This window comes from Corynebacterium frankenforstense DSM 45800, from assembly GCF_001941485.1.
Lineage (GTDB): Bacteria > Actinomycetota > Actinomycetes > Mycobacteriales > Mycobacteriaceae > Corynebacterium > Corynebacterium frankenforstense.
The window spans coordinates 2,472,334-2,494,852 of sequence record NZ_CP009247.1 but is presented as its reverse complement, the minus strand read 5'-3'; the positions used below and the strand labels follow the sequence as shown (position 1 = coordinate 2,494,852).

At 72.6% G+C, this 22,519-nt stretch carries 19 protein-coding genes; 12 read left to right on the top strand and 7 right to left on the bottom strand.

Annotated elements, in window-relative coordinates; translation table 11 throughout:
* Nucleotides 1-20: 20 nt before the first annotated feature.
* The 4 genes from CFRA_RS10865 to CFRA_RS10850 all read right to left on the bottom strand — a co-directional run bounded on the left by CFRA_RS10865 (nucleotide 21) and on the right by CFRA_RS10850 (nucleotide 3,660).
* Complete coding sequence (locus CFRA_RS10865) at nucleotides 21-1,304, bottom strand: amidase (RefSeq protein WP_083666976.1); 1,284 nt, start codon at nucleotides 1,302-1,304, stop codon at nucleotides 21-23.
* A gap of 80 nt (nucleotides 1,305-1,384) precedes the next feature.
* A complete protein-coding gene (locus tag CFRA_RS10860; protein WP_083666975.1) occupies nucleotides 1,385-3,028 on the bottom strand; it encodes a 5-methyltetrahydropteroyltriglutamate--homocysteine methyltransferase in 1,644 nt (547 codons plus the stop codon).
* 17 nt (nucleotides 3,029-3,045) lie between these two features.
* Entirely contained in the window at nucleotides 3,046-3,414 is a 369-nt protein-coding gene (locus CFRA_RS10855; RefSeq protein ID WP_075664672.1) for a DsrE family protein, read from the bottom strand.
* A 3-nt stretch (nucleotides 3,415-3,417) separates the two neighbouring features.
* Entirely contained in the window at nucleotides 3,418-3,660 is a 243-nt protein-coding gene (locus CFRA_RS10850; protein ID WP_156888013.1) for a sulfurtransferase TusA family protein, read from the bottom strand.
* 206 nt (nucleotides 3,661-3,866) lie between these two features.
* Here CFRA_RS10850 and pheA point away from each other — a divergent pair, with 206 nt between their 5' ends.
* Together pheA and CFRA_RS10840 are read left to right on the top strand one after the other, a co-directional pair.
* Nucleotides 3,867-4,907: a prephenate dehydratase gene (pheA, locus tag CFRA_RS10845; RefSeq protein ID WP_083667079.1), complete on the top strand. Its 1,041-nt coding sequence runs from the start codon at nucleotides 3,867-3,869 to the stop codon at nucleotides 4,905-4,907.
* A complete protein-coding gene (locus CFRA_RS10840; protein WP_075664669.1) occupies nucleotides 4,904-5,572 on the top strand; it encodes a histidine phosphatase family protein in 669 nt (222 codons plus the stop codon). Before pheA ends, CFRA_RS10840 begins: the two co-directional genes overlap by 4 nt.
* Nucleotides 5,573-5,653: 81 nt before the next feature.
* Here CFRA_RS10840 and CFRA_RS10835 read toward each other — a convergent pair whose 3' ends face one another.
* Together CFRA_RS10835 and CFRA_RS10830 are read right to left on the bottom strand one after the other, a co-directional pair.
* Nucleotides 5,654-6,001 (bottom strand): metallopeptidase family protein, encoded by a 348-nt coding sequence (locus tag CFRA_RS10835; RefSeq protein ID WP_075664668.1) that lies wholly within the window; start codon nucleotides 5,999-6,001, stop codon nucleotides 5,654-5,656.
* Nucleotides 5,998-7,038 (bottom strand): septum formation family protein, encoded by a 1,041-nt coding sequence (locus CFRA_RS10830; protein ID WP_075664667.1) that lies wholly within the window; start codon nucleotides 7,036-7,038, stop codon nucleotides 5,998-6,000. Before CFRA_RS10830 ends, CFRA_RS10835 begins: the two co-directional genes overlap by 4 nt.
* 138 nt (nucleotides 7,039-7,176) lie before the next feature.
* On the opposite strand from CFRA_RS10830, the gene serS reads away from it, so the two are divergent.
* The 4 genes from serS to CFRA_RS10810 are packed head-to-tail and all read left to right on the top strand — an operon-like array spanning nucleotide 7,177 to nucleotide 11,728.
* A complete protein-coding gene (serS, locus tag CFRA_RS10825) occupies nucleotides 7,177-8,436 on the top strand; it encodes a serine--tRNA ligase (RefSeq protein WP_075664666.1) in 1,260 nt (419 codons plus the stop codon).
* The gene (locus CFRA_RS10820; protein ID WP_075664665.1) at nucleotides 8,433-9,302 is read left to right on the top strand and encodes a lysophospholipid acyltransferase family protein; all 870 of its coding nucleotides are present in this window, start codon (nucleotides 8,433-8,435) and stop codon (nucleotides 9,300-9,302) included. The genes serS and CFRA_RS10820 overlap by 4 nt, the downstream gene beginning before the upstream one ends.
* A gap of 5 nt (nucleotides 9,303-9,307) precedes the next feature.
* Nucleotides 9,308-10,837, top strand: coding sequence for a glycerol kinase GlpK (glpK, locus tag CFRA_RS10815; RefSeq protein WP_075664664.1), 1,530 nt, complete (start codon nucleotides 9,308-9,310; stop codon nucleotides 10,835-10,837).
* A gap of 33 nt (nucleotides 10,838-10,870) precedes the next feature.
* Nucleotides 10,871-11,728 (top strand): Cof-type HAD-IIB family hydrolase, encoded by an 858-nt coding sequence (locus CFRA_RS10810; RefSeq protein ID WP_075664663.1) that lies wholly within the window; start codon nucleotides 10,871-10,873, stop codon nucleotides 11,726-11,728.
* Between the two features lie 417 nt (nucleotides 11,729-12,145).
* On the opposite strand, the gene CFRA_RS10805 is transcribed toward CFRA_RS10810, so the two are convergent.
* Nucleotides 12,146-14,323: an N-acetylmuramoyl-L-alanine amidase gene (locus CFRA_RS10805; RefSeq protein WP_156888012.1), complete on the bottom strand. Its 2,178-nt coding sequence runs from the start codon at nucleotides 14,321-14,323 to the stop codon at nucleotides 12,146-12,148.
* 304 nt (nucleotides 14,324-14,627) lie between these two features.
* Between CFRA_RS10805 and glf the strand changes: the two genes are divergently transcribed.
* From glf to CFRA_RS10775, 6 genes are all read left to right on the top strand, one after another.
* Entirely contained in the window at nucleotides 14,628-15,824 is a 1,197-nt protein-coding gene (glf, locus tag CFRA_RS10800; RefSeq protein ID WP_075664661.1) for a UDP-galactopyranose mutase, read from the top strand.
* Between the two features lie 444 nt (nucleotides 15,825-16,268).
* On the top strand, nucleotides 16,269-16,514 hold the full coding sequence (locus CFRA_RS10795) for a three-helix bundle dimerization domain-containing protein (RefSeq protein WP_075664660.1): 246 nt from the start codon (nucleotides 16,269-16,271) through the stop codon (nucleotides 16,512-16,514).
* 302 nt (nucleotides 16,515-16,816) lie between these two features.
* Complete coding sequence (locus CFRA_RS10790; RefSeq protein ID WP_075665027.1) at nucleotides 16,817-18,748, top strand: glycosyltransferase; 1,932 nt, start codon at nucleotides 16,817-16,819, stop codon at nucleotides 18,746-18,748.
* The gene (locus CFRA_RS10785; protein WP_415684400.1) at nucleotides 18,745-19,293 is read left to right on the top strand and encodes a phosphatase PAP2 family protein; all 549 of its coding nucleotides are present in this window, start codon (nucleotides 18,745-18,747) and stop codon (nucleotides 19,291-19,293) included. The genes CFRA_RS10790 and CFRA_RS10785 overlap by 4 nt, the downstream gene beginning before the upstream one ends.
* Entirely contained in the window at nucleotides 19,290-20,273 is a 984-nt protein-coding gene (locus CFRA_RS10780) for a decaprenyl-phosphate phosphoribosyltransferase (protein ID WP_075664659.1), read from the top strand. The genes CFRA_RS10785 and CFRA_RS10780 overlap by 4 nt, the downstream gene beginning before the upstream one ends.
* 80 nt (nucleotides 20,274-20,353) lie before the next feature.
* Complete coding sequence (locus CFRA_RS10775; protein WP_483862411.1) at nucleotides 20,354-22,264, top strand: arabinofuranosyltransferase AftB family protein; 1,911 nt, start codon at nucleotides 20,354-20,356, stop codon at nucleotides 22,262-22,264.
* Nucleotides 22,265-22,519: the final 255 nt, after the last annotated feature.

Sequence of the window (22,519 nt, the reverse complement as noted above, 5' to 3'; positions counted from 1 at the left end):
CACCGCGCCGTCCGCCGCGCTCACGGCGTCACCTGCGCGGCGAGGGCGAGCACCGCGGCGTCGGAAAGCGTGAACGAACCGATCTGCACCGAAGCCGGCAGCGGGCGGGCGGCGTCGACGGGCACGGAGACGGCCGCGCCCCCGGTGAGGTTGAACAGCGAGCCCCACGGCGTCCAGGCGGTCTGGGCGTCGAAGTCGTCGGCAGGCGCCAGGCGGGAGAACGCGCCGAGCGCCGGCGGGTCGTAGGCCAGCGTCGGGGTGAGCAGGGCGTCGACACCCCAGGCGTGCCGGTAGAGCTCGGCGATGCGCGCGCGCCGGGCCACCGCGCCGGTGACCTGCGCGTCGGTCAGCGCGAGGCCGCGGCGGCGCAGGTCGGCGACGACGGGGCTGGCGGGGCCGGTCGCCTGCGCGGCCCCGGAGAGCAGCAGCACGCGGAAGACGTCGAAGACCTCGTCGGTGGCCTCGGGGCGGGAGACCTCGACGACCTCGTGGCCGGCGTCGGCCAGGCGCTCGGCAGCCAGACGCGCGCCGCGCTCCCAGCGGGTGTCCACGTCCGCGCGCGGGGCGAACAGCGGCTCGGTCAGCAGCCCCACGCGCACCCGGCCGGCCTCGGGGTCCAGGCCGTGCAGCCGGGCGGTCAGCGCGAGGTCGCGGGTGAGAAAACCGGTGGCGGCCAGGCCGTCGCGGCGGTCGTGGGCGGGCTTGAACCCGACGAGCCCGCAGGCGGCGGCGGGCACGCGCAGGGAGCCACCGCCGTCGGAACCCTGGGCGGCCGCCACGATCCCGCGGGCCACGGCCACCGCCGCGCCGCCCGAGGAACCGCCGGGCGTGCAGCCGGGCAGGCACGGGTTGTGCGGCGCGACGCCGCCGACGGGCTCGCAGTAGGCGGTCAGCCCCAGCTCGGAGGTGGCCGTCTTGCCCGGGACCACCGCGCCGCGCTCGCGCAGCATGCGCACCACCGGGTCGTCGGCCTCGGCGAGGTGGACGCGCAGCGTCGAACCCAGCCCGGTGGGCATGCCCGCGACGTTGTTGAGGTCCTTGGCCGGCACCACCAGCCCGGCCAGGTCGCCGTGGGCGGACTCGGCTTGGGCGCGGGCGGCCGCGGGGTCCAGGTGGGTGAACCCGGCCGCCGCGGGACTGACCCCCTCGAGCGCGGAGAAGAAATTGTCGACGCCGCGCAGCGCCCGTTCCGCGTCCGCCGCGGCGTCGGCGCCGGGTACTGCGGCACCGGTGTCCCCGGGCACGGCGGTCCCGGAGGTGAACAGGCCGTGGAAGCCGGGGTCGGCGGAGGGGCGGGCGGTCATGGGGGCAAGCATAGGTGCCCGCCCCGGACCGCCTCAGCCCCGCGCCGGGTCAGGTCTGCGCGGACCCGGTCCGCTCCGGGTCAGCTCCCCGCGCGCAGCATGTCGCGGGCCCGGGCCATGGCGGCCAGCTGCCCCTCGGCGATCTTCGCGCTGACGATCGGGTTGTCGGCGAAGGTGGCGAAGCCGCAGTCCGTGGTCAGCAGCACCCGGTCGCGGCCGAGCTCGTCGATCGCGGCCTTCGCCCGGGAGACGATCGCGTCGACCTCCGGGATCTCCGGCACCTTCTGGTTGACCACGCCGACACCGACGCGCTGGTCGTCGCGGATGCCGCGCAGCGCGCTGAGCTCACCGGCGCGCGGCGTGCACAGCTCGAGGATCAGGTTACCCACGTTGACCTCGGAAAACAGCGGCACCAGCGGGGCGAAGTCGCCCGAGAGCGCCGCCGACTCGTCCGGGGTCCAGTTGCCGCGGCACACGTGCAGCGACAGCCGCTTCGGGTCGAAGCCGGCGGTGGCCTCGCGCAGCAGCCCGCGGGCGAACTCGAGCTCCGGTACGGAGTCCTTGCGCTCGCCGAGCGCGCCGCACATGAAGGTCCGCCCGCCGCCGCCGGCGGTGCCGTAGAGCACCTCGGTGAGCACCGGCTCGTCGAGCTGCACCAGTGCGGTGCCGCGGGCCAGCAGCGCCGCGATCTCCTCGCGCAGCACGCGCACCACGTCGCGGGCCAGGGCTTCGCGGTCGTCGTAGGCGCGGTCGGAGATGCACTCCATCCACATCGTGCGCGTGAGCAGGTACGGCCCCGGCAGGCACGCCTTGACGGGGGTGTCGGTGACCGACTGGACGAACTCGACCTCGTGGGCGGCCAGCGGGCGGTCGCGCCCCAGCGGCCCGAAGACCGCCGGGTGGCGCACCTCGTCGGCCGGCACGTCGAGCGCGCGCAGCTCCCGGCCGAACTCCTCCGGGTCGTCGACGTAGGGCAAAAGGTCGGTCACGGGGATCAGCTGCGTGTTCTGCAGCAGCCCGGCGACGAAGCTGGAGTAGTTGTCGCGGCGCTGCTCGCCGTCGGTGACCACGTCCACGCCCGCGCGCTCCTGCGCGGCGAGCGCCAGGCGCACCGCGTCGTCGGCGGTCTCGTTGAACTCCTCGTCGGTCAGCCGGCCCTCCAGGTGCTGGTGCAGCGCGGAGAGCAGCCACCGCGGCCGCGGCCAGGAACCCTGGGTGATCACCGACAACGGCTCGACGGCCGGCGCCGGCGCGGGTTCGGGCAGCCGCTCCGGGATGAAGGGCTCGACCACCGGCTGGGTAATCTCCATCTGCACCTTCTTGCGCTTGCGCTTTCCGACGCCCGCGGTGGCCGTGGCGTCCGGGAACGGGAGCCCGGCGCCCGCACCGGCGGGCGCCGCCGCGGCGCCCTCCGACGCCGCGGCAGGCGCGGCGTCGTCGGTCCCGGGCGGGGTGAACGCGCCCTTGCAGACGAGGAAGCTCCAGCGTTTACGGCCCTCCGCGTCGACGTCGGAGTGGACGTTGACCAGGTCGTTGCGGGTCAGGTTGCACCAGGAGGGCAGGTCGACCTCGACGGTGGACTCGTAGGAGACGATCTCGAGCAGCTGACCGGGCGCCAGCGGGTCGATGTGCTGCCGGATCATCAGCAGCAGCCCGTTGCCGCAGTCGAGGTCGCCGCCGTTGAACCCGGCGTCGGGGGTGTAGGGGTGGACGGACTCGGCCATGGCGCGCCGCCCGCGGACTAGTAGCTGACCGACGGGGTGCCGTCGGCCAGGAACTCGACCAGCTTGGCGCCGCCGACCACGGTGGCGCCCTCGATCAGGTCGTCCTGGGTGAAGCCGCGCTTCTTGATGCAGGGCGCGCAGACGTAGAGCTTGCCGCCCGCGGCGACGAAGTTGTCGATGAGCTCCTTGATCGGGGCGAAGCCCTCCTCGTGGATGTCGTCGGCGTAGCCGGCGACGGCCAGGCGGGCGCCCTCGGTGGACAGGAAGACCATCGTGTCCTGGTCGGAGCCGACGGCGGCGTTGGCGACGACGAAGCCGACGGTGGCCTTGTCGGTGTCGTTCTTGGCGTGGGTGATCGAGACGCAGAACTTGCCGGTGGCGGTCATGGTTTAGTCCTCTTTCTTCCGGATGATGAAGGTCGGCGGGTCGGAGTACACCAGCGTGTTCCCCGTCAATCCGCACCAGGCGGTCACGTCGATGAAGATGCCCTCGCCGGTGGCGGTCAGGTGCAGCACCTCACCGGGGGCGAACTCGTCGCGGAAGGCGAGCTTGAGTTTGACCAGCAGTTGGCCGCAGGAGAGGTCGCCGACGTCCCAGTAGAAGTCCGGTTCCACCTCGGCATCGGGTTGCACGTGTCCTCCTCGTGGACGCGTCACGGCGTCCGGCTCCAGGCTACGGGCGATCCCGCGGTTCCGCGCGGCGTGCAGGCTCCTTGGGGGATGGGCGCCGACGCGCGGCGGCGGGCGCCACGGGTGGGTGTGGCGGGCGACGGAGGGCGGGTGTGCGGGGTGGGGGAGAGCACCCGGCGGGCGGCGCCCCGGGCGATATGCTGGCGGCCATGCAGTCCACCGTCGCCTACCTCGGCCCGGCCGGCACGTTCACCGAGGCCGCCGTGCTGAAGTTCGCCGCCCGCGGCGCCTTCCCCGGCGCCGCCGGGGCCGCGGACCCCGCCCCCGAGACCCTGCCGCTGGGCTCGCCGACCGAGGTCCTCGACGCCGTGCGCGCCGGGCGCGCCGCCTTCGGCGTCATCGCCATCGAGAACTCCGTCGACGGGCCGGTCACCCAGGCCTTCGACGCCCTGGCCGCCGGCGAGGTCCAGATATACGACGAGCTCGACCTCGACATCGCCTTCACCGTCATGGCCCGGGCCGGCACCGCGCTGGCCGACGTGCGCCGCCTGGCCAGCCACCCCGTCGGCTACCAGCAGGTGCGCGGCTGGCTGGCCGCCCACGCGCCGGGCGTGGAGTTCGTGCCCGCCTCCTCCAACGGGGCGGCCGCGCGCATGGTCGCCGAGGGGGAGGTCGACGCCGCCGCGGCGCCCGGCCGCGCCGCCGAGCTGTTCGGCCTGGACCGGCTGGCCGACGGCATCGCCGACGTCGAGGGTGCGAGCACCCGCTTCGTGCTCGTCGGCCCGCCCGGTCGCCCGCCGGCCCGCACCGGGCGCGACCGCACCTCGGTCGCCTTCCGCCTGCCCAACACGCCGGGCACGCTCGTCGGCGCGCTCGGCGAGTTCGCTCAGCGCGGCGTGAACCTGACCCGCATCGCCTCGCGGCCGACCCGCGAGCTGATGGGCACCTACGTCTTCTACGCCGACATGGCCGGCCACATCGACGACGCCCCGGTGGGCGAGGCCCTGCGCGCCCTGTGGCTGCGCGCCGAGCACATCGCCTTCCTGGGCTCCTGGCCCGACCGCACCGACCCGGAGCGGGAGGCGGCCGCCGGCGGGCCCGACCTGGGGCGCATCGCCGCGGCCACCCGCTGGGTCGACGCGCTGCGCGCCGGTGAGCCGGTCACCGACACCGCCGCCGGCGGAGCGACCACCCAGGCCACCGGGGCTGTCGCCGACACCGAGGCCACCGACGAGGAGGAGACGAAATGACCGGCCGCATCATCCTGGTCCGCCACGGCCAGACCGCCTCGAACATCCACCGCGTGATCGACACCCGACCCCCGGGCGCCGAGCTCAGCGAGCTGGGCCGCGCCCAGGCCGCCGCCGCGGGCCGCGAGCTGGCCGGCCTCTCCGGCGAGCGTCTGGCCCGCATCTACTGCTCGGTCGCACTGCGCGCCCAGCAGACCGCGGTGCTCGCCGGTGCCGCCTTCGAGCGGGCCCGCGGCCTGGCGACCGGCACGCTGCGCCTCGACGTGCGCCAGGGTGTGCAGGAGGTCTACGCCGGCGACATGGAGCGCATCGCGGGTCCGGAGAACATCGCCGCCTACCTGGCCGTGCTGCACCGCATGCTCGCCGACGACGCCGCGGCCGCCTTCCCGCACGGCGAGGACACCGCCGCGGTGCTGGGGCGCGCCCGTCCGGTGCTCGAGTCCATCGCCGCCGAGCTCGACGGCACCGAGCACGACATCGCGATGGTCTCCCACGGCGGGGCCAGCCGCGTCATGGCCGCCCACGCCGCCGGCGTCGACGCCGACTGGGCCTTCGAGTCCCGGCTGCCCAACACCGGCTTCATCGTCCTCGAGCCCCACGGCCGCCCCTTCGGGCAGTGGGACATGGTGCGCTGGGACGTCGCCGAGCGCGACGTCGACGCCTGAAACCGGGGTCGCCGCGTCCGCGGGGCGGCGGCGTCCGCGCAGCGGGCGCCGACGGCGACCACCGGGGCGTCGGAAATTGGGTCAGCCCCAGCCCAGCTGGTGCAGCTGGCGCTCGCTCATGCCGAAGTAGTGGCCGACCTCGTGCAGCACGGTCACGCGCACCTCGTCGGCGAGCTCCTCCTCGGTCGCACAGAAGTCCTCGAGGGCCTCCTTGTAGACGAAGATCGCGTCCGGCAGGTAGCCGGTGTGGTCGAAGGTGCGCTCGGTCAGCGCCACGCCGACGTACTGGCCCAGCAGCGTGGGCTGCTCCTCGTTGCGGTCGCGCACGAGCACCACCACATTGACCATGCGCCGGGCGAACTCCTCGGGGATGGTGTCGAGGGCGTCGTCGACCATCTCCTCGAAGCGCTCCTCGGAGACGCGGATCATGGCGCCGGGGCGGGGGAGCTCTCCGCCGGGGCGGGCGCGGACGGCGAGGCGGGGGCCGACTCGCCGCGCAGCGGGCGGCGCTCCGGCGGCGGGGGCGGGACCTCGCCGTTGACGGTGAACTCGCCCTTCGCGGAGCCGGCCAGCGTGTTGAAGCCCTGGTCACCGGCGCTGACCAGCGCACAGTTGACCGAGCGGGACCCGCCGTCCCAGGACTCCGCGGACAGCGAGGACCAGAACGGCTGCAGCGTCGAGCGGTAGAGCTCCTCCTCGTCGCCGAGGTAGTCCATCGCCGCCTGGGTGCAGACCTCCTTGAGGTGCTCGTCCTGCTCCTCGACGCTCGGGGTGCCCTGCGGGAAGACCGGCGCGAGGTCCACGATCAGGGTGGTCTCCAGCTGGTGGTCCGCCCCGCAGTCGACCTTGTGCAGTGCGTTGACCTCGTCGACGGCCACGCACTCGCCCGGCTGGGTCACCCGGGCCTGGTCGACCTTGGCGACGTTGCCGTGGGTGGCCACCGGGGTGCCCGAGTCGTCGGTGGACTGCAGGCCGCACAGCAGCGTGCGGTCCCCGGCCTCCCAGTCGGCGGCCGGCGGCAGGATCGAGGCCACCGAGTAGCGGCCCGAGGGGTCGAGCCGGCCGTCGAGGTAGCGCAGCGTGACCGCGCGGCACAGCTCCTCGCGCAGCTGCGCCTGGCGGGTGACGTCCGGGCGTTCGGCCTCGTCGCCGAACTCGGAGGACGGGTAGGTGCCCAGGTCCTCGCGCGCCGAGACCTCGAAGCGGTGCTCCTGGTCGCAGTCCGTCTGCTCGAAGCCGGTGGGCGTGCCGTCCGCCGCGGTGGACCAGTTCAGGCAGGCCCCCGCGTCCGCGGTGGTGAAGGAGACCGCGTCCGCCGAGTCGCCGTGCGACTGCGCGGGGCCGGCCTGCGGGTCGGCTTCCTGGGACACCAGCGTGTAGGCGCCGACGAAGACCGTCGACGCCAGGGCGGCCAGCAGGGCCGTGCGCACGGAGGTCGCCGAGCGCCACCTTGATCTCGAATTCATAACGCCCCCAGTCTGCCACCTGCGGCGGGGGAAGGACAGTCCACGCGCCGGGGCGACGGCGGTCTGCTCGCCGGTCCCGGCCCCGCCGCCCCGCCGGTCCCGGCCCTGCGCGCGGGGCCGCCCGGTAAGATCAGCGCCATGATTGATCTCAAGCTCCTCCGCGACAACCCCGACGTCGTGCGCGCCTCCCAGGTCACGCGCGGCGAGGACCCCCAGCTCGTCGACGCGCTCCTCGAGGCCGACGAGGCCCGCCGCGCGGCGATCCGCTCCGCCGACGAGCTGCGCCAGGAGCAGAAGGCCTTCGGCCGCAAGATCGGCCAGGCCGACCCGGCCGACCGCCCGAAGTTGCTCGAGGGCGCCGAGGACCTCAAGGCCCGCGTGCGCGCGGCCGAGGAGGAGCAGAAGACCGCCGAGGCGCGCGTGGTCGAGCTGCAGATGAAGATCTCCAACGTCGTCGAGGGCGCGCCGGCCGGCGGCGAGGACGACTTCGTGGTCCTCGAGCACGTGGGCACCCCCACCGAGTTCGACTTCGAGCCGAAGGACCACCTGGACCTCGGCGAGGGCCTGGGCATCATCGACATGAAGCGCGGCACCAAGGTCTCCGGCTCGCGCTTCTACTACCTCGTCGGCGACGGCGCCTTCCTCGAGCTGGGCCTGATGATGCTGGCCGCCGAGAAGGCCCGCGCCCGCGGCTTCGAGCTGGTCATCCCGCCGGTGCTGGTCAACCCCGAGATCATGAGCGGCACCGGCTTCCTCGGCGAGCACTCCGACGAGATCTACTACCTCGAGCGCGACGAGCAGTACCTGGTGGGCACCTCCGAGGTCGCCCTCGCCGGCTACCACTCCGACGAGATCATCGACCTCTCGGACGGCCCGCGCCGCTACGCCGGCTGGTCGACCTGCTTCCGCCGCGAGGCCGGCTCCTACGGCAAGGACACCCGCGGCATCCTGCGCGTGCACCAGTTCAACAAGCTGGAGATGTTCGTCTACTGCCGCCCCGACCAGGCCGTCGAGCAGCACCGGGCGCTGCTGGACATGGAGCGCGAGATGCTCGCCGAGATCGAGGTGCCCTACCGCATCATCGACACCGCCGGCGGCGATCTGGGCCAGTCCGCGGCCCGCAAGTTCGACACCGAGGCGTGGGTGCCCACCCAGCAGACCTACCGCGAGCTGACCTCGACCTCGAACTGCACCACCTTCCAGGCCCGCCGCCTCAACATCCGCTACCGCGACGACAACGGCAAGCCGCAGACCGCCGCGACCCTCAACGGCACCCTGGCCACCACCCGCTGGCTGGTCGCGCTGCTGGAGAACCACCAGCGCGCCGACGGCTCCGTGGTCGTGCCGGAGGCCCTGCGCCGCTTCGTGGGCAAGGACGTCCTGGAGCCGAAGGCATGAGCGCGCGCCGGGAGGGATTCGAACGCCGCGGGCAGTTCCTCGTGCCCGCGGGCACGGAGCAGGTGCCCGCGCACCCCGAGTCGCGCGAGCTGGTCTACAACCGGATCATCATCCGGATCATCAAGGCGGTGCTGCGTGCCCAGGGCCTCGAGATCAGCGTGACCGGCTCGGAGAACGTGCCCGCCGAGGGCGGCGCCCTCCTGGCGTCCAACCACACCAACTACTTCGACTTCATCCTCGGCCAGATCCCGGCGCACCTGCGCGGCAAGCGCCTGACGCGCTTCATGGCCAAGAAGGAGATTTTCGACGTCCCGGTGGTCGGCGCGCTGATGCGCGCCATGCACCACGTCAGCGTCGACCGCGCCGCCGGCCGCGGCTCGATCGAGGCGGCCGTCGAGCATCTCAGGGACGGCGAGCTGGTGGGCATCTACCCGGAGGCGACGATCTCCCGCTCCTTCGAGCTCAAGGAGTTCAAGACCGGCGCGGTGCGCATCGCCGCCGCGGCCGGCGTGCCCGTGGTGCCGATGGTGACCTGGGGCGGCCAGCGCATCTGGACCAAGGACCTGCCCAAGAACCTCGGCCGCAGCCACCTGCCGGTGGTCATCCGCGTCGGCGAGCCGATGGACCCCACCGGCGACCCGGAGGAGGCCACCGCGCGCCTGCGCGCGAAGATGAGTGAGCTTCTCGACGCCGCGCGCGCCGAGTACGAGGCGGCCTACGGGCCCTTCGAGGACGGCGCGCCGTGGCTGCCGGTCTCCCTCGGCGGCTCGGCGCCGACGCCCGAGCAGGCGCTCGAGATCGACCGGCGCGAGCGCGCCGAGCGCAAGGCCCGCAAGGAGGCCAAGGCGAAGAAGAAGGGGAACTGACCTCCATGTCCGGCCGCCGGCGCTACGTCGCCGCCCTCGACCAGGGCACCACCTCCACCCGTGCGGTGATCGTCGACGAGTCCGGCCGGGAGGTCGGCGTCGGCCAGTACGAGCACCGCCAGATCCTGCCGCGCCAGGGCTGGGTCGAGCACGACCCGATGGAGCTGTGGCGCAACACCCGTCGCGCGATGGCCAAGGCCCTGGCCGAGGCCGACGTCGCCCGCGAGGACGTCGTGGCCCTGGGCATCTCCAACCAGCGTGAGACCACCGTGGTCTGGGACCGGCGCACCGGCCGGCCCGTCTACAACGCCATCGTCTGGCAGGACACCCGCACCACGGAGATCTGCCGCGAGCTGGCCGGCGACGCGGGCGACGACCGCTGGCAGTCGCGCACCGGCCTGCTGATCAACTCGTACCCGGCCGGGCCCAAGATCGCCTGGATCCTCGACAACGTCGAGGGCGCGCGCGAGCGCGCCATGCGCGGCGAGCTGGCCTTCGGCACGGTGGACACCTGGCTGTTGTGGAACATCACCGGCGGCGCGCGCGGCGACCAGGGCCGGCCCGCGGTGCACGCCACGGACGTGACCAACGCCTCGCGCACCCTGCTGATGGACATCCGCACCCTCGAGTGGGACGAGGAGCTGTGCGACGCCGTCGGCGTGCCGCCGGCGATGCTGCCGGAGATCCGCCCCTCGGTCGGCGACTTCGGCACCGTGCGCGCCCGCGGCTCGCTGGGCGGGGTGCCGCTGACCGCGATCCTGGGCGACCAGCAGTCGGCGATGGTCGGCCAGGGCTGCCTGGGCCCCGGCGAGGCGAAGACGACCTACGGCACCGGCCTGTTCCTGCTGCAGAACACCGGCGAGCGCCCCGAGCTCAGCGACCACGGCCTGCTGACCACCGTCGCCTACCAGGTCGAGGGGCAGGCGCCGCACTACGCGCTGGAGGGCTCCGTGGCCGTCGGCGGCTCGCTGGTGCAGTGGCTGCGCGACCAGCTCGGCATGATCCGCACCGCCCCGCAGGTCGAGGAGCTCGCCCGCGGCTGCGAGGACAACGGCGGCGTCTACGTGGTGCCGGCCTTCTCCGGGCTCTTCGCCCCGCGCTGGCGCGCCGACGCCCGCGGGGTCATCGTCGGGCTGACCCGCTTCGCCGACCGCCACCACATCGCCCGCGCCGTGCTCGAGGCCACCGCCTACCAGGTCCGCGAGGTCATCGACGCGATGTCCGCCGACGGCGGGCGCGGCCTCGACGAGCTGCGCGTCGACGGCGGCATGACCGACAACGACCTGCTCATGCAGTTCCAGGCGGACCTGCTCGGCGTCGACGTGGTGCGCCCGCGCTCCACCGAGACCACGGCCGCCGGCGCCTGCTTCGCCGCGGGGCTCGGGGCGGGGCTGTGGTGCGACACCGACGAGATCAGGGAGCTGGCCGGCGAGGGGTGCCGGTGGTCCCCGGCGGCCGACCGGGGGCGCATGGAGTCGCTCTACCGCGACTGGAACCGCGCGGTCGAACGCTCCTACGGGTGGGTCACCGACTAGCGGGGCCGCGGTCCACTAAGCTGAACTATTGACATGAACGATCCGATCCAGCTCAACCGCCCCGCCACGGCCCCCGAGAAGCGGCCGCGGCTCATCGCCTGCGACGTCGACGGCACCCTGTTGACGTCGGCAGAGCGTGTCTCCGCGCGGCTGCGCGCGGTGCTCACCCGGGCGCTGGAGACCGGCGCGGAGGTCGCGCTGGCCACCGGGCGCCCGCACCGGTGGATCTACCCTGTCCTCGAGCAGCTGCCGGTGATGCCGGTGTGCGTGACCGCCAACGGTGCGGTGCTCTACGACTCCGCCAGCGACACGATCCTGCGCCGGCACGAGCTCGCCCCCGAGGCCATGTCCGAGGTCGTCGGCATCGCCCGCCGCGAGTTCGGCGAGGTCGCCGTGGCGTGCGAGCGCTCCGGCGAGTCCGCCTTCGACCCCGAGGAGAGCCTCTTCGTGGTCGCGCCGAACTACATGCACACCTGGGAGGCCCAGGGCTACGCGGTGCTCTCCGAGGGCACCGTGCTCGCCGAGCCGGCCGTCAAGCTGCTGCTGCGCAACGAGTCGATGTCCGCCCCGGAGATGTACGCCAAGCTGGCCGACAAGATCGACCCGCGCCTGGCGCAGCTGACCTTCTCGATGGAGGAGGGGCTGCTCGAGGTCGGCGCGCCCGGGGTCACCAAGGCCCTCGGCGTGGCGGACCTCTCCGAGATGCACGGCGTGCCGCAGGACCGCTGCATCGCCTTCGGCGACATGGCCAACGACGTCGAGATGCTGCGCTGGTGCGGTTACGGCGTCGCGATGGGCAACGCGCGGCCCGAGGTCAAGGACGCCGGCGACTTCACCACGGTGACCAACGACGAGGACGGCGTCGCCCGCGTCCTCGAGTGGTGGTACTGAGCCGGTCGCGCTGAGCCGCTGACCGTCGGCCCCGCCCTCTGAGCAGGAGATTAGTATCGGGCGAGAAAAATATTAGTCAGGGTGTAACACCGGGCGGCTCAAAAGCGTTAGTCGGGGTGAACCTACCCGCGGGGTCGCGCGGGGAAAAGTTCCCCACCGCGGCCCCACAGACTCCGAAGGAGCCTCAACATGTTCGATTCCCTGCTCACCTTCTTCAACACCCTCGTCGACCTCTTCCAGGGCGGCGTCAACGGCATCTTCCACGCCGTGTCGAACCTGCTCAGCAGCTAGTCCCGCCTTCAGGGACCACGACGGGCCCCGCACCCTCCGCCACGGAGGATGCGGGGCCCGTCGCTGTTCGCTGCGCGTCCGGCGCGCGCCCGGTTCGGATCCGGCGCGCGTCCGGCGCGGGTCGGCCTAGTTGCCGGCCAGGTTGATGTCCACGGCGCCGGTGGCCGGGTCGTAGCTGATCAGGCCGTTCTGGAAGTCGACCTTCTGCACGCCGCCCTCGGTGCGCTGCTCACCGGTGGGCAGGCCCAGCGGGCCGGAGTCGAAGCCCTGCTTGGCCCAGGCGTCGGCGATCGCGCCCCACAGCGCGTGGGTGCCGGCCGCGTCGGAGGAGGTGATGATGCCGTTGTCGAACAGCGCGTAGCTGGTCTCGCCGCCGTTGGCCGCCGGGGTGGTGGTGACACCCGAGCGTGCGGAGCCGAGCACCGGGCCGAAGACGGCGTTGATGTCGCGCCACTTGGCCTCGATCTCGGAGTTGCCGCTGAGGGTGACCAGCTTGTCGATGATCGGCGGCACGTCGCGCAGCGTGATGTCGTTGAGGACCTTCACGTCGCCCAGCTGGCCGATCTCGGCGCGCACGTCCGGGTTGGCCAGCACGGCCGCGATGCCCAGGGCGGCCAGCCCGCCCACGGCGGCGACCTGCTCGGCGCGGCTGTCGCTGGTCAGGCCCTTGAGGATCTCGGTGACGTCCCGGTCGCCGCCGGCCAGCGGCCCGCGCGGGGCGTCGCCCGTGTTCGCGGCCCGCTGGTTGGTCGTCGTGGTCGTCGAGTTCGACTGCGGGGTGGTCGTCGAGGTCGTGGACGTCCCGTCCGACTGCGTCGTCGTCGACGGCGTGGAGGTCTGGTCCGAGGTGCCCGGCGAGGTGGTCGTCGAGGTGGACTGCTCCGCGCCGGTCGCCCCGCCCTTGATGGCGCTGTACTGCGCCTTGGCGAGCTGACGGATGCGGTCCATCTGCGCGTAGCCGGCGTCGCCCGGGCAGGTGGTCCGGCCGACGTCGCGGTGGGCGAAGATGTTCGGCAGGGTGACCGGGGTGCCCGCGGGGTACTTCGTGTAGCTGGTGCCCTCGGAGTAGTGCGTGGAGCGGCCCGTGGGGTCGAAGCCGGCCACGGCGGCGCGCCAGCCGGCCAGCTTGCCGACGGCCTCGATGGTCGCCTCCGGCGGGGTGGTCGAGGTGTAGTCGCCGATCATCGAGATGCCCCAGGTGTTCTGGTTGAACCCGCCGGCGTGGGCGCCCTGGACGGCCTTGGTCAGTCCGCCGTAGCGGCCCTCGTAGATGGTGCCGTACTTGTCCACCAGCGCGTTGTATCCGATGTCGCACCATCCCAGGGTGACCGCGTGGTAGTTGTAGATGCCGCGCACCTGGGCGGCGGCCTGGGCGCGGGAGTAGTTGTTGGAGCCCGCGGTGTGGTGGATGGTCAGCGCCGAGACGTGGTCGTCGATCTGCGGGCTCATGCAGCGCTTGCTCTCGTTGGCGCCCCAGCCGCCGCGCGAGACGATGCTCGGCATGCCGTCGGTCTCCGCGGTCGGGGCGATGCCCGCCTGCGCGTTGCCGTCGATGAAGACGGCCGAGAGGTCCTCGGCGTCGGTGGCCGAGGTGTCCTCGGTCTCGGCGACCGGGCGGATGCCCGCGTAGTCCGCCGGCATCGGCGCCGCGCCGCCGGCGTCACGGTCGTCCCCGTCGCTTTCCGACGCCGCGTCGTCCGACGCGGGCGCGGCGGGCTCGGCGTCCCGCGCGGGCGCGGTCTGCTCCGGCTCGGCGTTCTCTGCGTTCTCGTCGCCCTCGGGAGCGGCGTCAGCCGCGCCGTCGGCCGCATTTTCTTCCCCAGGAGCGGCGCCAGCCGCTCCGTCAGCCGCTCCGTCAGCCGCTCCGCCGAGGAGGTCGACGCCGGCGGTGGAGACCTGCACCTTGTGGGTCGGCTCGACGTAGATCAGCTCGGTGCCGTGCTTGTCGCCGGCGGTCTCGCCGATCGGCTCGAGGTCGTGCCAGGGGCCCCACTGGCCGTCGATCTCGGCGCGCACGTAGGCGGCGACGTCGCGCGGACCCTCCCAGGTCAGCGCGAACATGCTGAATTCCTCGTCGCGGGTGAACTCCTTGACGGTGCGCTCGCCCTCGCCGCCCTGGGCGTTGATGGCGGCGTCGTCGACGGCGACGTTGTCGCCGTCGGCGAAGGACTCGGAGACGTTGAGCACGTCCACCGGGCCGGAGCCGTCGGACTGGGTGTTGAGGACCTGGTTGCCGCCGAAGACGGCGGCGGCGAGCAGGGCTACGGAAGAGACGACCGCGAGTGTCGGGCGGTGCCTCTTCATGGTGAGTCGGCGACGTTGATGCACGGAAGCTCCTGGTAGAGGGTCGGGTCTGGTGCTCCGGGCCCGCGCGGCGCCGCGGCCCGGTACAGCTGTGAAAGCTGAGGCTAGATGAAACCGCTGACGATAGTAGTTGATAAAAGTGGTGATTGATACTCGTGTGACGGATTTTTCTTGAGGTGTCACCGAAATATCGCCCCCGCGTACGGCCCCCGGGCCGTCGCCCGGGCGCCGCACGGCGCCCGCCCGCACACGCCGCACGGCGCGCCTGCGCGGTACGCGCGCGGCGTCGATAAGCTTGGGTGCCATGAGCAACTATGACCTGATCGTCGTGGGCTCCGGCCTCTTCGGACTCACCGTCGCCGAGCGCGCGGCCAGCCAGCTGGGCAAGCGCGTGCTCATCGTCGAGCGCAGGCCGCACCTCGGCGGCAACGCCTACTCCGAGGCGGAGCCCGAGACCGGCATCGAGATCCACCGCTACGGCGCGCACCTGTTCCACACCAGCAACGAGCGGGTCTGGGAGTACGTCAACCAGTTCACCGACTTCACCGGCTACCAGCACCGCGTCTTCGCGATGCACGACGGCACCGCCTACCAGTTCCCGATGGGGCTGGGTCTGATCAACCAGTTCTTCGGCCGCTACTACTCGCCGACCGAGGCCCGCGAGCTGATCAAGGAGCAGACCGAGGGGCTCGACCCCGAGGCCGCGCAGAACCTCGAGGAGCGCGGCATCGCGCTCATCGGCAAGCCGCTCTACGAGGCCTTCGTCAAGCACTACACCGCCAAGCAGTGGCAGACCGACCCGACCGAGCTGCCGGCCTCGATCATCTCCCGGCTGCCCGTGCGCTACACCTTCGACAACCGCTACTTCACGGACATCCACGAGGGCCTGCCCGTCGACGGCTACACCGCGTGGCTGGAGAAGATGGCCGACCACGAGCTCATCGAGGTCCGCCTCGACACCGACTTCTTCGACATCGCGGAGAACCTGCGCGCGGAGAACCCGGACGCGCCGGTGGTCTACACCGGCCCGCTCGACCGCTACTTCGACTACGCGCACGGCCGGCTGGGCTGGCGCACCCTCGACTTCGAGACCTCGGTCGAGCCGGTGGGCGACTACCAGGGCACCCCGGTGATGAACTACAACGACGCCGACGTGCCCTTCACGCGCATCCACGAGTTCCGCCACTTCCACCCGGAGCGCGCGCGCAGCTACCCGAAGGACAAGACGGTCATCATGCGCGAGTACTCGCGCTTCGCGGAGGAGGGCGACGAGCCCTACTACCCGATCAACACGCCCGAGGACCGCGAGAAGCTCGAGGCCTACCGCGCCGACGCCGCGCGCGAGTCCGAGGAGAACAAGGTGCTCTTCGGCGGCCGCCTGGGCACCTACCAGTACCTCGACATGCACATGGCCATCGGCAGCGCGCTGAGCATGTTCGACAACCTGCTGGTGCCCTTCTTCGAGGAGGGCAAGCCGCTCGCCCAGCCGCGCGGGCACTAGGGCAGGACGCCTTCGGCGCCCTCCCGGGGAACGGGGCGTCGGCGCCGGTCCGGGGGCGCTGTCGGCGTTCCCCAGGGGGACAGGGAAGGGGCACGGGCCGCGGGCCTGTGCCCCTTCGGCGTCTCGTGGGGTCGACGCCGGGGGAGGGGGCGTGATCCGGGGTGAACGGGACGCATGTGACGTGAGCCATATGGCGCGGAGACGGGCGAACGCACCTCACCTGCAAAGTTAACCTTGCGTTAACCTATGGCCGTCGGTTAAAGTGAACACCAGGTTAACGGAGAGGGAACGAGAAGTTCTCACCGGGTGACCGGCCGGAAGCGAAAGTTTTCCGGAGAAGTTCGACGGAAATGCTTGACCGGCTGGACTTCACCCGCTAGGTTAACGGTAAGTTAACAAAGCAACACCGCAGAATTAACCACAACGAAAGGAGCGGTGACCAACATGTCCAACACTCTCATCAACAGCCTCCGAGAGGACCTGCACGCCCGCTTCGACGACGACCTCGGCGCGCAGCTCGTGGACCGCGTGCTGGATGAAACCGTCGAGGCCAAGAAGGACGCGGTGACGATGTTCCGGACCGTGCTCATCGAGCGCGAGGCCGTCGCCCGCCTGGCCGACCGTGCCGGCATGGCCGACGTCCACGTCCTGCACTCCGTCGAGAACGACTGCGCGGCCCTCGCGGCCTGATCCGCAGCACCCCGGCACCCGCCGGCGAAGTCGAAGCCTTCGACCCCCGACCCCCGACCCCCGGGCCGCTCACCGCGGCACCGGGGGTCGCGGCGTGTTTGATGACGGTGCGCGCCGCGCCAGCGGCTACCCTTTAACGAGGTACACCGCGCGGAAGGGTCGCCCGTCCCACCCGCGCCCGCCGACCCCCGACCCGAAAGGCGAGACTGAGCACCGTGAGCGAATCCGCTTCCAGCACCCCGCAGTCGGCCGACCGCGCCACCGAGGCCGCGGCTCAGGCCGTCGGCCGCGCCGTCGAAAAGCTGCAGCGCCTCCTGCTGCCGCGGCTCGGCGAGCCCGGCGACGTGCGCACCCTCTACCTGATGGAGACCGACTCCTCGGGCGGGCGGGTGCGCTTCCCCGACCGCCTCTCCGTGACCGTCCCGGCCGGCGACGAGCTCAGCTTCGAGACCTACTTCAACGCCTTCCCGGCCTCCTACTGGCGCCGCTACTCCCAGCTCGACAGCGTGATCCTCAAGCTCGAGGTCGCCGGCACCGCGCGCATCGACGTCTACCGCTCGCGGCCCGACGGCGGGCGCATCGCCGTCGACGCCGCCGTGGTCACCGACGGCACCGCCGCCTTCGAGCTCACGCTCGCGCCCTTCGAGGACGGCGGCTGGTACTGGTTCGACGTCACCGCGGAGACGGAGGTCACCCTCTCCGACGGCGGTTGGTACGCCCCGGTCGCCCCCGGCCCGCAGACCATGCCCGACGGCACCCAGGTCGGCCCCTTCGAGCGCCGCGTGACCGTCGGCATCCCGACCTTCAACCGCCCGACCGACGCGGTGGCCGCCCTCGAGGCCCTGGCCGCCGACCCCGAGGTCGACGAGATCATCGACGCGGTGCTCATGCCCGACCAGGGCGACCGTCACCCGGCCGACGAGCCCGGCTACGCGGAGATCACCGCCCACTTCGGCGAGCGCTTCCACGAGTTCCGCCAGGGCAACCTGGGCGGCTCCGGCGGCTATTCGCGCATCATGTTCGAGGCCCTCGGCGGCGTCGACGGCGAGGGCGAGGCCGACCACGGCAGCCCCTACATCCTCTACATGGACGACGACATCGCCATCGAGCCGGACTCGATCCTGCGCGCCGTCCAGGTCGCCCGCTACTCCGCGCGCCCGACCATCATCGGCGGGCAGATGCTCAATCTGCTCAACCGCGCCGAGCTGCGCACCATGGGCGAGGTGGTCAACCGCGGCGACTTCATGTGGGGCCCGGCCCCGCACGTCCACTACGACCACGACTTCTCCCGCAACCCGATGAACGACCTCGGCAAGCCGGGCGACCGCCCCGAGGTGCCGAACTCGCGCGACCTGCACCGCCGCATCGAGGTCGACTACAACGGCTGGTGGATGTGCCTGTTCCCGCGCGTCGTCGCGGAGACCACCGGCCAGCCGCTGCCGCTGTTCATCAAGTGGGACGACACCGAGTACTCGCTGCGCGCCGCCCGGCGCGGCTTCGAGACCGCCACCTGGCCCGGCGTGGCCATCTGGCACATGTCCTGGGCCGACAAGGACGACGCGATCGACTGGCAGGCCTACTTCCACCTGCGCAACCGCCTGATCGTCGCCGCCCTGCACCACGACGGCGGAGTCGACGGCATCATCCGCTCGCTGCGCAAGACCACCTTCAAGCACGCCATGTGCCTGGAGTACTCGACGCTGGCCATCCAGCTGGAGGCCATGCGCGACTTCCTGGCCGGCCCGGACCGGCTCTTCGACATCCTCGAGTCCTCCCTGCCGCGCATCAACAAGATCCGCTCGGAGTACCCGGACGCCCAGAAGCTGCCGGCCGCCTCCGCCCTGCCGCGCGCCACCGGCGCGCCCGGCGTGCCCACCCAGAACATCGGCGGGCGCCTGGCCAAGATCAAGAAGATCCCGTGGCTGCTCAAGGGCGTGGCCCACTCGCTCAAGCCCGCCGACCCGGCCGCCCACGAGGTGCCCCAGCTCAATCTCGCCAAGGACGAGGCCCGCTGGTTCTCCCTCTCGCGCGTCGACGGCGCCACGGTGACCACCGCCGACGGCAAGAACGTCGTCTTCCGCAAGCGCGACCGCGACCTGGCCAAGAAGCTGGTCAAGGAGACCTTCGCGCTGCACCGGGAGCTGCGCGAGAACTTCGACCGCCTGCGCGCCCAGTACCGCGCCGCCGCGCCCGAGCTGACCAGCCGCACCGCCTGGGGGAGGATCTTCCGGTGAGCCTGATCGACCTGAAGAAGCTGCGCGCCCGCGAGAGCGACGCCCTGGTCGCCCTGCAGGGGGCCGTGGCCGACGTCCCCGGCGTGCTGCCCACCGCCCGCGGGCTCTCCCACTTCGGCGAGCACGCGCTCGGCTGGCTGGGGCTCTCGGCCGCCGGCGCCGCCCTCGACGCGCCGCGCCGCCGCGCCTGGCTGCGCGTGGGGGCCTCGGCCTTCCTCGCGCACGCCGCCAGCGTCGCGCTCAAGCGCGTCGTGCGCCGGCCGCGCCCGGACGACCCGCGGATTTCCGTCGGCGTGGGCACCCCCTCTAAACTGTCGTTCCCCTCCTCGCACGCCACCTCGACCACCGCGGCGCTCGTCTCGGTCGCCGAGCTGACCGGCAACCGGTTGCCGCTTCTCGGCGTGCCCGTGATGATGGTCTCGCGCATGGTGCTCGGCGTGCACTTCCCCGTCGACACGGCCGTCGGGGCCGCGATCGGGGCGGCGACCGCCAAGGCGGTCAGCGCCGTCGACGCACAAGCCGACAGGAAGGCACGGACAAGGTGACACATCAGCCAGAGCAGCGGATCTTCGACTCCGAGCCCCACACCGAGGGCGTCGACACCAGGAAGAAGCGCCGGCCCCCGCGCAACCTCGCCGAGGGCATGGTCAAGGCGCTGCGCCCGAAGCAGTGGGTCAAGAACGTCCTCGTCGTCGCCGCCCCCGCGGCCGCCGGCGCGGACGCCCTGACCGACCCGCGCACCCTCGCGGACGTCGCCCTGGCCTTCGTCGTCTTCTGCCTGGCGGCCTCGTCGATCTACCTGATCAACGACGCCCGCGACGTCGAGGCCGACCGCGCCCACCCGACCAAGCGTTTCCGCCCGATCGCCGCCGGCGTCCTGCCGGTCGGCCTGGCGTACGCGATGGCCGTCGTCCTGATCGTCGGCGCGGTGGGCCTGTCCTTCCTCGCCACGGCGGGCGCGCAGCTGGCCCTGGTCGTCGCCGTCTACATCGGCCTGCAGCTGGGCTACTGCTTCGGCTGGAAGCACCAGCCCGTCATCGACATCGCGCTGGTCTCCTCCGGGTTCATGCTGCGCGCGATGGCCGGTGGTGTGGCCGCGGGCATCTCGCTGTCGCAGTGGTTCCTGCTGGTCATGGCGTTCGGCTCGCTGTTCATGGCCTCGGGCAAGCGCTACTCCGAGCTGCTGCTCTCCGAGCGCACCGGCGCCAAGATCCGCAAGGCCTTGCAGGGCTACACCCCGACCTACCTGCGCTTCGTGTGGACGCTGGCCGCCACCGCCGTGGTCATCGCCTACTCGCTGTGGGGCTTCGAGATGGCCGGGCAGGCCTCCGGGGCCGCCGGCATCTGGTACCAGGTCTCGATGGTGCCGTTCACCATCGCGATCCTGCGTTACGCCGCGGACGTCGACCGCGGTGACGGCGGCGCGCCCGACGAGCTGGCGCTGACCGACCGCGTGCTGCAGACCCTGGCGCTGGCCTGGATCGCGTGCATGGCCGTTGCCGTCTACCTCGTCCCCGCACTGTGAAGCACCGTCCGGGCCGGCGCACCGCGGTCCCGCTGACCGCCGCGACGGCGACCGCCTCCGGCGTGCTCGCCGCCGCGCTGATGTTCTGGGGCGGGTACGTCCGGCGCTGGATGAGCGACGACGGCCTCATCGTCCTGCGCACGGTGCGCAACCTCATGGCCGGCAACGGGCCGGTCTTCAACGCCGGCGAGCGGGTGGAGACCAACACCTCGGTGCTGTGGCAGTACCTCATCTGGGCCGGCGCCGAGGTCACCGACTGGCGCCTCGAGCGCGTCGCCACCGCCCTCGCGCTCGCGCTGACGGTCCTAGGCGTCCTCTTCGCCGCCCTCGGCGCCGCTCGGATGTACCGCGGCGCCGGCGCCGGCCGTGCCGGTCTCGTGCTCGTCCCCGCCGGCCTCGTGGTCTACCTCGCGCTGCCGCCGGCCCGCGACTTCGCCACCTCCGGCCTCGAGTGGGGTCTCTCGTTGGCCTGGCTCGGCGTGCTGTGGTGGCTGCTCGCCCGCTGGGCCACCCGCGCCGGGGCGTCCGCGCGCCTGGTCGGCGTGCTCGCCTGCTGGGCGGGGCTGAGCTGGCTGGTGCGCCCCGAGCTCGCCCTCTACGGCGGCGTGGTCGGCCTGCTGCTCCTGATCGCCGCCGCGAACTGGCGCCGCGTGCTGCTCGTGCTGGCCTGCGGGTTGCCGCTGCCGGTGGCCTACCAGATCTTCCGCATGGGTTACTACGGCCTGCTCACCCCGCACACGGCCGTGGCCAAGAGCGCCTCGGGCTCCGACTGGGGCTCCGGCCTCGACTACGCCCGCGACTTCATCGTCGCCTACCAGCTGTGGCTGCCGGCGCTGGTGCTCATCGCCCTCGGCGCCTGGTTCGCCGTACGGGCGCGCGGCCGGCGTGAAATTGCCGACGCCGCGTCGGTCCCCGCCCGCGGTGTCCGTGCGGCGTGGGCGCGGCGCGCCGCCGCGCGCCGCCCGGCCGTCGCCGTCGGTGTGGTGCTCGCGTGCGCGGCGCTGCACGGTGCCTATGTGCTGCGCGTCGGCGGCGACTTCATGCACGGCCGGATGTGGCTGCTGCCGCTCTTCGCCGCGCTGCTGCCCGTGGCCGTCGTCCCCGTCCTCGACCGGGACCGCCCGGACCGGCTCGGCGTGCTCGCCACCGGACTGGCCTGCACGGGCCTCGCCGTCTGGGCGCTCGTCGTCGTGCTCGCGGGTCACCGTTGGGAGCTCCCGGAGGCGGACGGGGAGCTCGAGATCGTCGACGAACGCGCCTTCTGGACCACCGTCTCGGGCCGCGAGCCGGGTGACCCGCCGCGGTGCGCGGAGGACTTCCTGGCCATCGGCTCGATGCAGGGCTTCCCTGGGGCGGTCGCCGAGGCCCGCAGCGAAAATGACGCGCAGGTCATGCAGATCACGGTGGACGGGGGCCGCGGCTACGACTGGGTCACCGTCCCGCGCACCGACGGCGCGGACGGCACGCCGCGGGACCTGGCCGGGGCCCCGACGACGCTCTACATGCTCAACCTCGGGATGACCAGCATGAATGTCCCGTTGGACGTGCGCGTGCTCGACACGGTGGGCCTGGCCACGCCGCTGGCGGCGCGTCAGCCGGAGATCCCCGAGGGGCGCGTGGGCCACGACAAGTACCTCCCGGCGGAGTGGCAGCTCGCCGACGGCGGGGCGGACCTGGAGATCCTGCCGCACTTCGTCGACGCCGACGAGACCCGCGCCGCGCGCGCGGCCCTGCGCGACGCGGAGATCGCGGAGCTGCTCGCCTCCTACCGCGAGCCGATGAGCGCGCAGCGCTTCCGGGCCAACGTCCGCTTCGCACTGACCGGCGGGCGCACGCTGCAGCTCGACCCCGACCCGCGGACCTACCTCGACGTCGGCTCCGACGCCGCCGCCGGGCTCCCCGACGCTGCCGCAGGGGAGCGGCCGCGGGTCGCGTGGCCGGTCGAGGTACACACCGACGGTGACCCGATGGCCGCTCGCTGGGCGCGCTGAAGCGCGCCCCGCGCGGCGTCGGAAAGCGGCGCGCCGGTACGGGTAACCCCCTGGTTAAGTCACAAAACGGTCACGGGAAGATAAAATTCAACTTTTCTCGTGCTGGGAGCTGCCCTATACTGCCAACCAAACAATCCCCCGGCCGGCGCCGGTCACCCGGCGCGCCAGGCCGCGGGGCTCAGCCACGTGTAACACCGCACCGAGTTCCGCCGATGGAGCGGGGGACGCCCGGCACCAGTCGGGTTCCCGCCGCCG

Excerpts from the sequence above, each read along its gene's own strand:
- glf (WP_075664661.1), top strand. The coding sequence starts at position 14,628 with ATGAGCAACTATGACCTGATCGTCGTGGGCTCCGGCCTCTTCGGACTC.
- CFRA_RS10795 (WP_075664660.1), top strand. The coding sequence starts at position 16,269 with ATGTCCAACACTCTCATCAACAGCCTCCGAGAGGACCTGCACGCCCGC.
- CFRA_RS10805 (WP_156888012.1), bottom strand. The coding sequence starts at position 14,323 with ATGAAGAGGCACCGCCCGACACTCGCGGTCGTCTCTTCCGTAGCCCTG.
- glpK (WP_075664664.1), top strand. The coding sequence starts at position 9,308 with ATGTCCGGCCGCCGGCGCTACGTCGCCGCCCTCGACCAGGGCACCACC.
- CFRA_RS10860 (WP_083666975.1), bottom strand. The coding sequence starts at position 3,028 with ATGGCCGAGTCCGTCCACCCCTACACCCCCGACGCCGGGTTCAACGGC.
- CFRA_RS10835 (WP_075664668.1), bottom strand. The coding sequence starts at position 6,001 with ATGATCCGCGTCTCCGAGGAGCGCTTCGAGGAGATGGTCGACGACGCC.
- CFRA_RS10840 (WP_075664669.1), top strand. The coding sequence starts at position 4,904 with ATGACCGGCCGCATCATCCTGGTCCGCCACGGCCAGACCGCCTCGAAC.
- CFRA_RS10810 (WP_075664663.1), top strand. The coding sequence starts at position 10,871 with ATGAACGATCCGATCCAGCTCAACCGCCCCGCCACGGCCCCCGAGAAG.
- CFRA_RS10820 (WP_075664665.1), top strand. The coding sequence starts at position 8,433 with ATGAGCGCGCGCCGGGAGGGATTCGAACGCCGCGGGCAGTTCCTCGTG.
- CFRA_RS10865 (WP_083666976.1), bottom strand. The coding sequence starts at position 1,304 with ATGACCGCCCGCCCCTCCGCCGACCCCGGCTTCCACGGCCTGTTCACC.
- pheA (WP_083667079.1), top strand. The coding sequence starts at position 3,867 with ATGCAGTCCACCGTCGCCTACCTCGGCCCGGCCGGCACGTTCACCGAG.
- CFRA_RS10855 (WP_075664672.1), bottom strand. The coding sequence starts at position 3,414 with ATGACCGCCACCGGCAAGTTCTGCGTCTCGATCACCCACGCCAAGAAC.
- serS (WP_075664666.1), top strand. The coding sequence starts at position 7,177 with ATGATTGATCTCAAGCTCCTCCGCGACAACCCCGACGTCGTGCGCGCC.
- CFRA_RS10775 (WP_483862411.1), top strand. The coding sequence starts at position 20,354 with ATGTTCTGGGGCGGGTACGTCCGGCGCTGGATGAGCGACGACGGCCTC.
- CFRA_RS10830 (WP_075664667.1), bottom strand. The coding sequence starts at position 7,038 with ATGAATTCGAGATCAAGGTGGCGCTCGGCGACCTCCGTGCGCACGGCC.